The sequence below is a fragment of the Curtobacterium sp. NPDC088465 genome, assembly GCF_044753165.1.
Lineage (GTDB): Bacteria > Actinomycetota > Actinomycetes > Actinomycetales > Microbacteriaceae > Curtobacterium.
On the sequence record NZ_JBIVMR010000001.1, the window covers coordinates 1,318,260 to 1,331,597 of the forward strand.

Here is a 13,338-nt window from a genome sequence, read left to right on the forward strand (position 1 = left end):
GTGCACGCGTCCGTCAGGACGGCGTGAGGATTCCGTGAGGACCGGCCTGGAGGCACACGGCCGGAACCAGCATCAGTACCGCACCACACGTGGTGCGGTCCGCGCCGCCCGGCGTCGGACCCGCAGCAACCAACGGAGTCCTTCGTGTTCGACGTCTTCGTCGTCGCCGGTGTCCTCGCCGTGTTCGGTGTCGTGGCACTCATCGCCAAGGGGGTGGAGCGGCTGTGATCGTCGTCACCATCGCCGCCGCCGTCCTCGGCATCGCCTCGGTCGTCTACCTCGTGTGGGCGCTCGTGCACCCGGAGCGGTTCTGATGAGCGCTGCCGACACCTGGGCCGGGATCGCCCAGGTCGCCACCCTCGTCCTGCTCCTCGTGGTCGCGTACCGCCCGGTCGGTGACTGGATGGCGCGTGTCTACACGCCCACGGAGCACGCCCGCATCGAGCGCGGCGTCTACCGCGTGATCGGTGTGGACCCCGACGCCGAGCAGTCCTGGCCCGCGTACCTGCGCGGCGTGCTGCTCTTCAGCGCCGTCGGCGTGCTGCTCGTCTACCTGCTGCAGCGCATCCAGGTCGTGCTGCCCGGTGACCTCGGGCTGCCGAACGTCGGCCCGTCGCTCGCGTTCAACACCGCCGCGTCCTTCGTCGCGAACACCAACTGGCAGTCGTACTCGCCCGAGGCCACCGTGGGGTACTCCGTGCAGATGGCAGGGCTCGCGGTGCAGAACTTCCTGTCCGCCGCGGTCGGGCTCGCGGTCGCCGTGGCCCTGGTGCGCGGGTTCGCACGGCGGAGGAGCGGCACGCTCGGCAACGTCTGGGTCGACGTCGTCCGCGGCACCGGCCGGCTCCTGCTCCCCGGGGCGTTCGTCTTCGCGATCGTCCTGGTCGCCGGCGGCGTCGTGCAGTCGTGGGGCAGCGGCACGGACATCGCCACGCTCGCGGGTGGCACCCAGCACATCCCCGACGGCTTCGTCGCGTCGCAGGAGGCGATCAAGGAGCTCGGCACGAACGGCGGCGGCTACTTCAACGCGAACTCGGCGCACCCGTTCGAGAACCCGCAGGCGTGGACGAACCTCGTCGAGGTCTTCCTCATGCTCGTCATCCCGTTCTCGCTGCCCCGCACGTTCGGGCGGCTCGTCGGTGACGACCGCCAGGGGTACGCGATCCTCGCCGTGATGGGCGCGATCTTCCTCGTGTCGCTCTCGGTGATGTCGATCGCCGAGCTCGCGGGCGGCGGCAGCGCCACGCAGGCGGCCGGTGCGGCGATGGAGGGCAAGGAGATGCGCTTCGGCATCCTCGGCACGACGCTCTTCGGCACGACCTCGACCGCCACGTCGACGGGCGCCGTGAACGGCATGTTCGACAGCTTCACGCCGATCGGCGGGATGATGGCGCTCCTCAACATGATGCTCGGCGAGATCAGCCCCGGCGGCGTCGGCTCCGGCCTGTACGGCATGCTCGTGCTCGCCGTGATCACGGTGTTCATCGGCGGACTGCTCGTCGGCCGGACCCCGGAGTACCTCGGCAAGAAGATCCGCGCCCGTGAGATGACCTTCGCGGCGCTGTACATCCTCGTCACGCCGACCCTGGTGCTGCTCGGCACCGGACTGTCCCTGGTGATCCCGGGTGTCCGTGAGCAGGTCCTCGGCACGAGCATCTTCAACCCCGGCAACCACGGGCTGTCCGAGCTGCTCTACGCCTTCACCTCCGGCGCGAACAACAACGGCTCGGCGTTCGGCGGTCTCACCGCGAACACCACGTGGATGAACTCGGCGCTCGGCGTCGTGATGCTGCTCGGCCGGTTCATCCCGATCGCGCTCGTGCTGGCGCTCGCCGGGTCCCTGGCCGCACAGGACAAGGTGCCCGCGACCGTCGGCACCCTGCCGACGCACCGGCCGCTGTTCATCGGCCTGCTCGGTGCCGTCGCCGTGATCGTCACCGCACTCACCTACTTCCCCGTGCTCGCCCTGGGCCCGCTCGCGGAGGCCCTCTCCTGATGGGAACCGAACCCGTGTCCACCCCGACCCCCTCGTCCACCGTGACCAGCGCGCCGGAGGCGAGCAGTGCCTCCCGGCCGGTCGCCCGATCGTCCGCGTTCGGTCCCCGTCAACTGGCGGCGGGCCTCCCGGGCGCCCTCCGCAAGCTCGACCCGCGCCTGATGTGGCGCAACCCCGTCATGTTCATCGTCGAGGTCGGCGCCGCGCTCACCACCGTGACCGCGTTCGTCGAGCCGTCGGTGTTCACCGCCGCGATCGCGGTGTGGCTCTGGCTGACCGTCGTCTTCGCGAACCTGGCCGAGGCCGTCGCCGAGGGCCGGGGCAAGGCGCAGGCCGACACCCTGCGGAAGACCCGCTCGACGACCAGCGCCCGCCGGGTGCTGCGATGGGATGCGTCCGACGCCGCCGCGCTGTCGAACGACACCGAGGAGGTCGCCTCAGTGGACCTCGCGAAGGGCGACGTCGTGGTGGTCGTCGCCGGCGAGGTCATCCCCGGCGACGGTGACGTGGTCGAGGGCATCGCCAGCGTCGACGAGTCCGCGGTCACGGGCGAGTCGGCGCCCGTCATCCGCGAGTCCGGTGGCGACCGCAGCGCCGTCACCGGTGGGACGCGGGTGCTGTCCGACCGGATCGTCGTGCGCATCACCTCGACGCCCGGCGAGACCTTCATCGACCGGATGATCCGGCTCGTCGAGGGTGCCGCGCGGCAGAAGACGCCGAACGAGATCGCGCTGAACATCCTGCTGGCGTCGCTGTCGATCGTCTTCGTGATCGTCTGCCTGACGATGCAGCCCATCGCCGGCCTCGTCGGTGCGACCGTCAGCGTGCCGGTGCTCATCGCCCTGCTCGTCTGCCTCATCCCGACCACCATCGGCGCGCTGCTCTCGGCGATCGGCATCGCCGGCATGGACCGGCTCGTGCAGCACAACGTGCTCGCGATGTCCGGGCGCGCGGTCGAGGCGGCCGGGGACATCACCACGCTGCTCCTCGACAAGACCGGCACGATCACGTACGGCAACCGGCAGGCATCGCGCGTGGTGCCCGTCCCGGGCGTCACGGTCGCGACGCTCATGGAGGCCGCAGCCCTGTCGAGCGCCGCGGACAGCACGCCGGAGGGCCGCTCCATCGTCACGCTCGCCGAGCAGGACGGCATCACGCCCGGCACCCCGGCGGGTGCGCTCGAGGTGCCCTTCACCGCGCAGACCCGCATGTCCGGGCTCGACCTGGCCGACGGATCGCAGATCCGCAAGGGTGCAGCGGCCGCCGTGCTCGCCTGGGCGGGGTCTGCCGACGCCGCCGTGGTCGCCGCGGTCGACACCGCGGTCGCCGAGATCTCCGACCAGGGCGGGACGCCGCTCGTCGTCGGCCGTCGCTCGGCCTCGGGCGCCGTCGACCTGCTCGGGGTCGTGCACCTGAAGGACGTCGTGAAGGACGGCATGGCCGAGCGCTTCGCGGAGCTGCGGTCGATGGGCATCCGCACGGTGATGATCACCGGCGACAACCCCCGCACCGCGGCCGCGATCGCCGCCGAGGCCGGCGTCGACGACTTCCTCGCCGAGGCCACGCCCGAGGACAAGCTCGCCTACATCCGGAAGGAACAGGAGGGCGGGAACCTCGTCGCGATGACCGGTGACGGCACGAACGACGCCCCCGCCCTGGCTCAGGCCGACGTCGGCGTCGCGATGAACACCGGCACGACCGCTGCGAAGGAGGCCGGCAACATGGTCGACCTCGACTCCGACCCGACGAAGCTCATCGACGTCGTCCGGATCGGCAAGCAGCTGCTCATCACCCGCGGGGCGCTCACCACGTTCTCGATCGCCAACGACGTCGCGAAGTACTTCGCGATCATCCCGGCGATGTTCCAGGCGGCGTTCCCCGGCCTCGCGGCGCTCAACGTCATGGGGCTGCACAGCCCGGCGTCGGCGATCCTGTCGGCCGTCGTGTTCAACGCGCTCGTCATCGTGGCGCTCATCCCGCTCTCGCTGCGGGGTGTGCGCTACCGCGCCGCCTCGGCATCGTCCGTCCTCGGACGCAACCTGCTCGTGTACGGGCTGGGCGGCGTCATCGTCCCCTTCATCGGTATCAAGCTGATCGACCTCGTGGTCGGTCTCATCCCGGGGTTCTAGACCATGGCTTCCTCATCACGCTCCTTCCTCCGTTCCACCGGTGTGGCGATCCGTCTCGCCCTGCTGTCCACCGTCGTCCTCGGCGTCGCCTACCCGCTCGCGGTGTGGGGCGTCGGGCAGGCGGCCTTCCACGACCAGGCGAACGGCTCGATGGTCACCGACTCCTCCGGGAAGGTCGTCGGCTCGTCCCTGATCGGGCAGTCCTTCGCGGGGGCCCGGGCCGACCGCTGGTTCCAGTCGCGTCCGAGTGCCGCGGGCGAGGACGGCTACGACGCGAACGCCTCGTCCGGCTCGAACCTCGGGCCGAACAACCCCGACCTGCTCAAGAGCATCGAGGAGCGGCGGGCCGCCGTGGCGGAGGCCGACGGGGTCAGCGCTGCCGACGTGCCCGCCGACGCGGTCACCGCCTCGGGCTCGGGGCTCGACCCGGACATCAGCCCGGAGTACGCGCTGCAGCAGGCGGCCCGGGTGGCCGACGCCCGGGGTCTGTCGGAGTCGACGGTCCGCACGCTCGTCGAGCAGCACACCGAGTCCCGGCAGGTCGGGTTCCTCGGCGAGCCGGTCGTGAACGTCCTCGAGCTGAACCTGGCCCTGGCCGCCGAACGCTGACGCCGGCCGGCCGGCCGGTCCGGCCGGTCTGGCTCGGCCTGGCCGTGGCCGGCCCGGTCCGGCCCGAGGGCGGAGCCGCCAGCACAACCGGAAGCACCTCGCGCCGCGGAACCGCGTGGTGCGACGTGCTTCCGGTTGTTCGGCAGCACGTCGCACCACGCACCACCACCACCACACCACACCGAACCGCGGGAGGATGAGCACGTGAAGCGCGGGAAACTCCGAGTGCTGCTCGGCGCCGCTCCGGGTGTCGGCAAGACGTACACGATGCTCGAGGAGGGCCACCGGCTGCGTGCCGAGGGCCGGGACGTCGTCGTCGCCGTCGTCGAGACCCACGAGCGAGCCGCCACCGCAGCCCTGGTCGACGGTCTCGAGCTCGTGCCCCGCCGCGTCGTCGAGCACCGCGGCGTCGCACTCGACGACATGGACCTCGACGCGGTCGTGGCACGGGCACCCGACGTCGCCCTCGTCGACGAACTCGCGCACACGAACGCCCCGGGCAGCCCGAACGAGAAGCGCTGGCAGGACGTCGAGGAGCTCCTCGCCGCCGGCATCAGCGTCATCTCGACCGTGAACATCCAGCACATGCAGTCCCTCGGCGACGTCGTCCGCGAGATCACCGGCACGGTGCAGCGCGAGACCGTCCCCGACACCGTGGTCCGCGCCGCCGACCAGATCGAGGTCGTCGACCTGTCGCCGGCGTCCCTGCGCGAACGGCTCTCGGACGGGCTGGTCTACCCGGCCGCTCGCATCGACGCGGCGCTCTCGAACTACTTCCGCCTCGGCAACCTCACCGCGCTCCGCGAGATCGCACTGCTCTGGCTCGCCGACGAGGTCGACGACGCGCTCAAGGCCTACCGCGCCGAGCACGGCATCGACCACCGGTGGGAGACCCGGGAGCGCGTGCTCGTCGCGTTGACCGGCGGTCCCGAGGGCGAGACCCTGCTGCGCCGCGGTGCCCGCATCGCCGCCCGCAGTGCCGGTGGAGAGCTCGCGGCCGTGCACGTCACGACGAACGACGGGCTGCGCGAGCGCCACCCCGGCGCGCTCGGCAAGCAGCGCGCCCTGCTCGAGCAGCTCGGCGGGACGTACCACCAGGTGGTCGGCGACGACGTGCCGAGCACCCTCGTGCGCTTCGCGAAGTCGGTCGACGCGACCCAGATCGTGATCGGCGTCAGCCGTCGCAGCCGCCTCGCCGCCGCACTGACCGGGCCGGGCATCGGCAACACGGTGGTCCGTGAGTCCGGCGACATCGACGTGCACGTCGTCACGCACGAGCGCGCCGGCGGCGGGTTCGCCCTGCCGAAGCTCGGCGGCAGCCTCTCGCGCGGCCGGATCGCCGCGGCGTTCGCGGTCTCGCTGCTGCTCGGCCCGCTGCTGACCTGGCTGCTGTCGCTCGGCAGCGACCCCGACTCGATCACGGTCGACGTGCTGTCGTACCAACTGCTCGTGCTCGTCGTCGCCCTGACCGGCGGGATGTGGCCGGCGGTCTTCACCGCGGTGCTCTCCGGCCTGAGCCTCGACTACTTCTTCGTGCAACCCCTCTACATGGTCACCGTCCAGCAACCGTGGCACCTGGTGGCCCTCGTGATGTACGTGATCAGTGCCGTCCTGGTCAGCTTCGTGGTCGACCGGTCCGCCCGCCGCAGTCGAGCCGCCCGTCGCGCGGCGGCCGAGTCCGGGCTGCTCGTCGGGATCGCCGGCAGCGTCCTCCGCGGCGACGACGCCCTGCAGGCGCTGCTCGACCGCACCCGCGAGGCGTTCGGGTTCACCGGCGTGCGGATCCGGCAGGGCGAGGAGGTCCCGGCCACGTCGGGGACGTTCGCCGACGGGCCGGACGCGACCACGAGCCTCCCGTCCGGCGCCGTCCTGGAGTTCTCCGGCGCTCCCGACGACCCGACCCAGCGCCGGCTGCTGCGCGTCGTCGAGCAGCAGCTCGACGCCGCGGTCGAGCACCGCCGACTCACCCGCACCGCGGTCGACGCCGAGCGGATCGCGGCGGCCGACCGCGTGCGGAGCGCCATCCTCGCGGCCGTCGGCCACGACGTGCGCCGGCCGATCGCGGCGGCCTCCGCCGCCGTGCAGACGCTGCGGGCGTCCGACATCCAGCTGTCGGCACCCGACCGGGAGGCACTGCTCGCCACCGCCGACGAGAGCCTCGGTCAGCTGGCGGTCCTGCTGGCCGACCTGCTCGACGTCAGCCGGGTCCAGGCCGGGGTGCTCGCCGTCACCCCGCTGCCCACCGCGCTCGAGACGGTCGTCGCCCCCGCGCTCGACGAGCTCGAACTCGGGCCGGACGACGTCGACCTCGACCTGCCCGCCGACCTGCCGCCGGTCCTCGCCGACCCGGTGCTCCTGCAGCGCGTCGTCGTCAACCTGCTCGCGAACGCGCAGCGCTACGCGCCGGAGGGCACCCGGGTCCGGGTCGCCGCCAGCGCCTTCGGCGGCGGGGTCGAGCTGCGTGTCGCCGACCACGGACCCGGCATCCCCGAGGACCGCCGCGGCGAGGTGTTCCAGCCCTTCCAGCGGCTCGGGGACACCGACAACGAGACCGGCCTCGGCCTCGGGCTGGCCCTCGCCCGCGGGTTCACCGAGGGCATGGGCGGCACCATCGAGGTCGACGACACCCCGGGCGGCGGGCTCACCGTCGTCGTGCGGCTGCCGATCGCCGGACACCTGGGAGTGGATGTCAAGTGAGCACGAAGGTCCTCATCGCCGACGACGACGCACAGCTCGTCCGCGCCCTGTCCGTCACGCTCGCCGCGCGCGGGTACGACGTCGCCACCGCCCGTGACGGTCGGGCCGCCATCGACGCCGTGATCACCGAGCGCCCCGACATCGTCATGCTCGACCTCGGCATGCCCCGACTCGACGGCATCGGGGTGCTCGAGGGCATCCGCGCGTGGTCGCAGGTGCCGGTGCTCGTGCTCTCTGGGCGGACCGACTCGTCGGACAAGGTCGACGCGCTCGACGCCGGAGCGGACGACTACGTCACGAAGCCGTTCCAGATGGACGAGCTGCTCGCCCGACTCCGAGCCCTCGGACGGCGGCAGGCGTCGGCCGCGGCGACCGCGGGGGTCACGCCGACGGTGACGATCGGCGACCTGGTCGTCGACCTCGTCGCGAAGCAGGTCACCCCGCCGACCGGCCCCGCGATCCGGCTCACCCCGACCGAGTGGCGGCTGCTCGAGGTCCTCGTCACGAACCCCGGGCGGCTGATGACCCGCGAGATGCTCCTGACCGAGGTGTGGGGTCCGACGCACGGCAACGACTCCGGGTACCTGCGGCTCTACATGGCGCAGCTGCGGCGGAAGCTCGAGCCTGAGCCGTCGCACCCGCGGTTCCTCGTGACCGAGTCGGGCATGGGGTACCGGTTCGACCCGAGCGGGGTCTGACGGGCCGTGACGGGGCACTGGCGGGTGCGTGTCGTGTCCGTGTCGTGGTGCTGTCGCCCCGGGCGTTCCTAGGCTCGGCACCATGAACGAGATGCGGATCGCCACCCTCCGACGTGAGCGCGGCTGGACCCAGGAACGGCTGGCCGAGGCGAGCGGCGTGGCCGTCCGGACCGTGCAACGACTCGAGGGCGGGAACGACGCGAGCCTCGAGACCCTGTCCGCGATCGCCCGTGCACTCGAGGTCCCGGTGCGGGAGCTCTTCGCGCAGGACGACCCCGCGGAGCTGGAGCCGGGCGTGCGCGGGCTCGACGAGCGGACCGAGGCCGCCGCGGCTGCAGCTGCGTCGGAGCAGGCCGCGCGTGACCGGTTCGTCGGCGGGTTCTGGTCGCTGTACTCCGCGGTCGGGATCGCCTTCGGGATCGTCACGGTCCTGCTCCTCGTCCTGCACGTGTGGTCCTCGCTGGTGTTCCTGCTCGTCGGGGCGTACTGGGTGGTCGGGCGGCTGGCCGGACGGTTCCTGCTCGACTCGGTGCTCGGCCCCTGGCTCGACCGGCGCTGGCCGCTGTCGTCGGCGACAAGCGTGCCGGTCCGTGCCGCTCGCTGAGCCGACGCCGGTCCGCGTCGGGCCGGACGACGTCGACGAGGTGCACGCCTTCCTGTCGGCGTGCGATCTGACGGTCGCGGGGCTGTCGGACCCGGGCGTCCGGCTCTGGGCGCTCCGTGGTCCGGGCGGCGCCGTCGTCGGTACCACCGGGTACGAGACCGGGCCGGACGGGAGGCACGCCCTCCTCCGCAGCGTCGCCGTCGGACCGGCGCTGCGCGGCTCGGGTCGCGGTGCGGCGCTCGCTCGGTTCGCGATGGCGGAGGCGACGGCGGGCGGGGCGCGACGGGCGTGGTTGTTCAGTCGGCGGTCCGGGCCGTTCTGGCAGGGCCTCGGCTTCGCGCCGGCCGATCGCGCGGAGCTCGCGACCGTGCTCGCCGGCACGACGCAGGTCGAGCTGTTCCGCGCAACCGGGCAGCTCGGGGACGAGGTCGCGTGGAGCCGGCTGCTGGTCCCGCCCGTACCGGTCCCTTAGGGGCGTCCAAGGCTGCGCCGACGATCCGCGCACGTCGGGATCGCACCCTCGGGGGCATGACCCAGACGATCCCCGCCGAGCGCCCGCGCCTGCTCCCGCCACCCATCCGTCCGCACGGCGTCCGCGACCGCCTGGTCGGTCTCGTCCGCGGCCGTGCGGACACCGCGCGGTGGGAGCGCCCCGCGTTCCTCGGGCTGCTGCTGGTGACCGCTGTCCTCTACGTCGTGAACCTCGGCGTGAACGGCTGGGCGAACGCGTTCTACTCGGCAGCGGTGCAGGCGGGGAGCCAGAGCTGGGAGGCGTTCTTCTACGGCTCCTCCGACGCAGCGAACGCGATCACGGTCGACAAGCCGCCGGCGTTCCTCTGGGTGATCGGCATCTCCGTCCGGTTGTTCGGGCTGAACTCGTGGTCGATCCTCGTGCCGCAGGCGTTGATGGGCGTCGCGTCGGTGGCGGTCCTGTACCGGATCGTCCGGCGCCGGTTCCCGGCCGGTGCCGCCCTGACCGCGGGTGCGGTCCTGGCCACGACCCCGGTCGCGACCCTCATGTTCCGCTACGACAACCCGGACGCCCTGCTCGTGCTGCTCACCGTCGGGGCGATCGCCCTGACGCTGCGCGGGATCGAGTCCGGGCGGATGCGGTGGGTCGTCTGGGCCGGCGTGCTCGTCGGGCTCGGCTTCCTGACGAAGCAGCTGCAGGCGTTCCTCGTGCTGCCGCCCCTGGTCGGGGTGTACCTCCTCGCGTCGCCCCGCCCGGTGCTCCGGCGGATCGGGCACCTGTCCGCGGCGGCGCTCGCCGTGGTGGTCTCCGCCGGGTGGTGGGTCGCGATCGTCGAACTCGTGCCGGCCTCGGCTCGGCCGTACGTCGGCGGGTCGCAGACGAACAGCTTCCTCGAGCTGACCTTCGGCTACAACGGGCTCGGCCGGGTCACGGGCGACGAGACGGGGAGCGTCGTGCCCGGCGGGACGACCGGGGCGGGGTCGTGGGGCTCGACCGGCCTGACCCGGCTGTTCGGCTCGGAGTTCGGCACGCAGGTGACCTGGCTGCTGCCGACCGCGCTCGTGCTGCTCGTCGTGTCCCTCGTGGCGCTCGGGGTCCGTCGCCGCCGTGACCCGCGGCTCGCGACCGTGCTAGTGCTCGGCGGCTCGTTGCTCGTCACCGGGCTGGTCTTCAGCTTCATGGGCGGGATCTTCCACCCGTACTACACGGTGGCGCTCGCGCCGTACATCGCGGGCGTGGTCGGCATCGGCACCGGGCTCCTGTGGCAGCGCCGCGCGGTGCTCGCCTGGCGCACCGTCGCCGCCGGCGTCGTCGCACTCTCCGGAGCGTGGTCGTCCGCGCTGCTGTCCCAGGCGTCGTCGTGGCAACCGTGGATCCGGTGGGTGGTCCTCGTCGCGGCCGTCGTCGGGACCGTCCTCGTCCTGCTGCCGCCGCGCGGTCGGGGCCTCGCGGGGGCGACGGTGGCGACCGTGCTCGTCGCGGCGCTGCTCGGGCCGACGGCGTTCTCGGTGCAGACCACCACGGTCGGGCACACGGGTGCGCTCCCGTCGGCCGGGCCGAGCGTCACGACGAGCGGGTTCGGCGGGGGTCGCGGCGGCGCGCCCGGTGGTCAGGGTGGCCCCGGCGGCCAGGGAGCGCCCGGCGGTCAGGGAGCGCCCGGCGGTCAGGGCGGCCCCGGCGGAGCACCGGGCGGCCAGAACGGGACGGGCCAGAACGCGAACGGCCAGAACGGGACGGGCCAGAACGCGAACGGCCAGAACGCGAACGGCCCGGGGACCGCGGGCGGCGCCGACGGCGCCACGAACGCCCCCGGCGGCGGCACGAACCTGCTCGGCGCTTCGACCGAGGTGTCCGACGAGGTCGTCGCCGCGCTGTCCGCGGACGCCGACGAGTACACCTGGGCCGCCGCGACCGTCGGGTCGAACAGCGCCGCCACGTACCAGCTCGCGACGGGCGACCCCGTGATGGCGATCGGCGGCTACAACGGCACCGACCCGGCCCCGACCCTGGCGGAGTTCCGGACACTCGTCGCCGCGGGGAAGGTGCACTGGTTCGTCGGTGGCAGCACCAGCACCAGCACCAGCACCAGCAGCAGCGGGAGCGACGCCGCAGCCGAGATCGCCGAGTGGGTCGCCGCGCACTACGAGCCGACGACGGTCGACGGCGTGACGATGTACGACCTCACGCCGGCGTCCTGACCACGGACACCGCCGGTACCGCCCGCGTCCCCCGGACACGAGCGGGCGGTACCGTCGATCCGTGACCATCGAGCTGCGCCGGGTGACCGCCGAGGACTGGGCCGTCTGGCGCCCGGTCCGCCTCGCCGCCCTCACCGACGCGCCGCAGGCGTTCGGCTCCCGCCTCGAGGACTGGCAGGACGCTCCGGAACACCGCTGGCGCACCCGGTTGTCGCTGCCGGGCGCGGTCGACCTGCTCGCGGTCGAGGAGGGCGACACCGTCGGGATGGCGAGCGGGGTCCCCGACCCGGACGACCCCGCGCTGGCCGAGCTGATCTCGATGTGGGTCGCGCCGGGCGCCCGCGGTCGGGGACTCGTCGCACGCCTCGTCGACGAGGTCGCCCGCGTGCTCGTCGTGCAGGGGACCGAACACCTCGAGCTCTCGGTGATGCCGGACAACGACCGCGCTCGCCGGGCGTACGAGCGCATCGGGTTCAGCGCGACGGACACCCCCGGTGACCGGCTTCCGGACGGCCGGACCGAGACCGTGATGCGCCGCGACCTCAGCGCCGAGCGCACGCTCCTCGCGTACGAGCGCGGCGCTGACCGCTGGACGGAACGGACCGACGACCACCGCGCGGGACTCGTCGACGACCTGCTCGGCCTCGTGCCCGGCGGCGCCCACGTCCTGGAACTCGGCTCCGGCCCAGGTCGGGACGCGGACGCGCTCGAGGCAGCGGGCCTCCGTGTCGACCGGACCGACGGCACCACGGCGTTCGTCGACCGGCTCCGCGCCGCCGGCCACGAGGCCCGCGTGCTCGACGTCCGCCGCGACGGCTGGGGCGGCCCGTACGACGCCGTCGTCGCGAACGCGGTCCTCCTGCACGTCGCGCGGTCGGACACCCCCGCCGTGCTCGAGCGCGCGCGCCGGGCGGTCCGCCCCGGTGGCGTCCTCGCGGCGACGGTGAAGCGGGGCGACGGTGACGGCCAGGGTGACGGCTGGAGCGACCGGAAGCTCGACGACCCCCGCTGGTTCACCTACTGGGACGAGGACGCCCTCGCGGCAGCCGTCACGACCGCCGGGTGGCACGACGTCCGGGTCCGTGAGACCACCCGCCCCGGCGCCGAGGAGCGCTGGCTGACCGTGACGGCCCGTCGGCCCGAGGAGGACCAGCCCGACGAGGAGGACCGACCGTGAACCGAGCACTCCGATGGACCGCCTGGGTCGTCACCGTGGTGGTGCTGCTCGCGGTGGTCTTCCTCGTGTACGCGAACATCGTCATGCAGGGCACCAGGAGCGCTGCGCTGCAGGTCTGGCGGGATGATCGTGTGGCCGTGCGCGACGTGGGCGACAGCGTCGTGATGACCCCGACGGGCAGCGATGACGGCAAGGGGATCGTCTTCATCCCGGGCGCGAAGGTCGACCCCTTCGCGTACCTGGCGACCTTCCGCCAGGTCGTCGCCTCGGGCACCACCGTCGTCATCACGAAGCCGACGCTGAACCTGGCGTTCTTCGACACCCGCCCGTTGGCGACCTTCGAGGCGCACGCACCCGGTGTCCGCACCTGGGCGGTCGGCGGCCACTCGCTCGGCGGCGTCCGCGCGTGCCAGCTCGCGCAGGACGCGGACGGTCTGCTGCTGCTCGGCAGCTACTGCGCGGACGACATCGCTCGCTCGTACGTCCAGGTCCTCAGCGTCTCCGGCTCCCGCGACGGCCTCTCGACGCCCGACAAGGTCGCCGCCGCCCGCGACGAACTCCCCTCCACGGCGCGGATGGTCGAGATCGAGGGTGCGAACCACGCCGACTTCGGCGCGTACGGCGACCAGCCCGGCGACCGCACGGCGACGATCTCACGCGAGGACGCGCGGGCGCAGATCAGCGCGGCCGTCCAGGACTGGGTGCGCACCCTGGGCTGACGCGACCACACGACAGACCGGAGGCTCGGTGCCAGCCGG

At 73.0% G+C, this 13,338-nt stretch carries 11 protein-coding genes; all 11 read left to right on the top strand.

The genetic code is table 11. The annotated features are described in order from the left end of the window. The first annotated feature begins 224 nt into the window (after window positions 1-224). The gene (locus tag ACIP6W_RS06250; RefSeq protein ID WP_058729515.1) at window positions 225-314 is read left to right on the top strand and encodes a potassium-transporting ATPase subunit F; all 90 of its coding nucleotides are present in this window, start codon (window positions 225-227) and stop codon (window positions 312-314) included. Beyond that, window positions 314-1,996: a potassium-transporting ATPase subunit KdpA gene (gene kdpA / locus ACIP6W_RS06255; RefSeq protein ID WP_311205597.1), complete on the top strand. Its 1,683-nt coding sequence runs from the start codon at window positions 314-316 to the stop codon at window positions 1,994-1,996. Before ACIP6W_RS06250 ends, kdpA begins: the two co-directional genes overlap by 1 nt. Further along, complete coding sequence (gene kdpB / locus ACIP6W_RS06260) at window positions 1,996-4,125, top strand: potassium-transporting ATPase subunit KdpB (protein ID WP_400428700.1); 2,130 nt, start codon at window positions 1,996-1,998, stop codon at window positions 4,123-4,125. Before kdpA ends, kdpB begins: the two co-directional genes overlap by 1 nt. A gap of 3 nt (window positions 4,126-4,128) precedes the next feature. Beyond that, a complete protein-coding gene (gene kdpC, locus ACIP6W_RS06265; protein ID WP_251160673.1) occupies window positions 4,129-4,734 on the top strand; it encodes a potassium-transporting ATPase subunit KdpC in 606 nt (201 codons plus the stop codon). 204 nt (window positions 4,735-4,938) lie between these two features. Next, complete coding sequence (locus ACIP6W_RS06270; RefSeq protein ID WP_066657223.1) at window positions 4,939-7,431, top strand: ATP-binding protein; 2,493 nt, start codon at window positions 4,939-4,941, stop codon at window positions 7,429-7,431. Beyond that, window positions 7,428-8,129 carry a response regulator transcription factor gene (locus tag ACIP6W_RS06275; RefSeq protein WP_209684860.1) on the top strand — a complete coding sequence of 234 codons (702 nt, stop codon included), beginning with the start codon at window positions 7,428-7,430 and terminating at the stop codon, window positions 8,127-8,129. The genes ACIP6W_RS06270 and ACIP6W_RS06275 overlap by 4 nt, the downstream gene beginning before the upstream one ends. Before the next feature lie 82 nt (window positions 8,130-8,211). Continuing rightward, complete coding sequence (locus tag ACIP6W_RS06280) at window positions 8,212-8,733, top strand: helix-turn-helix domain-containing protein (RefSeq protein WP_400428703.1); 522 nt, start codon at window positions 8,212-8,214, stop codon at window positions 8,731-8,733. Beyond that, window positions 8,720-9,205, top strand: a complete 486-nt coding sequence (locus tag ACIP6W_RS06285) for a GNAT family N-acetyltransferase (RefSeq protein WP_209684862.1) — start codon at window positions 8,720-8,722, stop codon at window positions 9,203-9,205. Before ACIP6W_RS06280 ends, ACIP6W_RS06285 begins: the two co-directional genes overlap by 14 nt. Before the next feature lie 56 nt (window positions 9,206-9,261). Continuing rightward, window positions 9,262-11,403 carry an ArnT family glycosyltransferase gene (locus tag ACIP6W_RS06290; protein WP_400428705.1) on the top strand — a complete coding sequence of 714 codons (2,142 nt, stop codon included), beginning with the start codon at window positions 9,262-9,264 and terminating at the stop codon, window positions 11,401-11,403. A 61-nt stretch (window positions 11,404-11,464) separates the two neighbouring features. Next, a complete protein-coding gene (locus ACIP6W_RS06295) occupies window positions 11,465-12,580 on the top strand; it encodes a bifunctional GNAT family N-acetyltransferase/class I SAM-dependent methyltransferase (protein WP_081985146.1) in 1,116 nt (371 codons plus the stop codon). Next, entirely contained in the window at window positions 12,577-13,299 is a 723-nt protein-coding gene (locus tag ACIP6W_RS06300; RefSeq protein WP_311205591.1) for an alpha/beta hydrolase, read from the top strand. The genes ACIP6W_RS06295 and ACIP6W_RS06300 overlap by 4 nt, the downstream gene beginning before the upstream one ends. The last annotated feature ends 39 nt before the right edge of the window (window positions 13,300-13,338 follow it).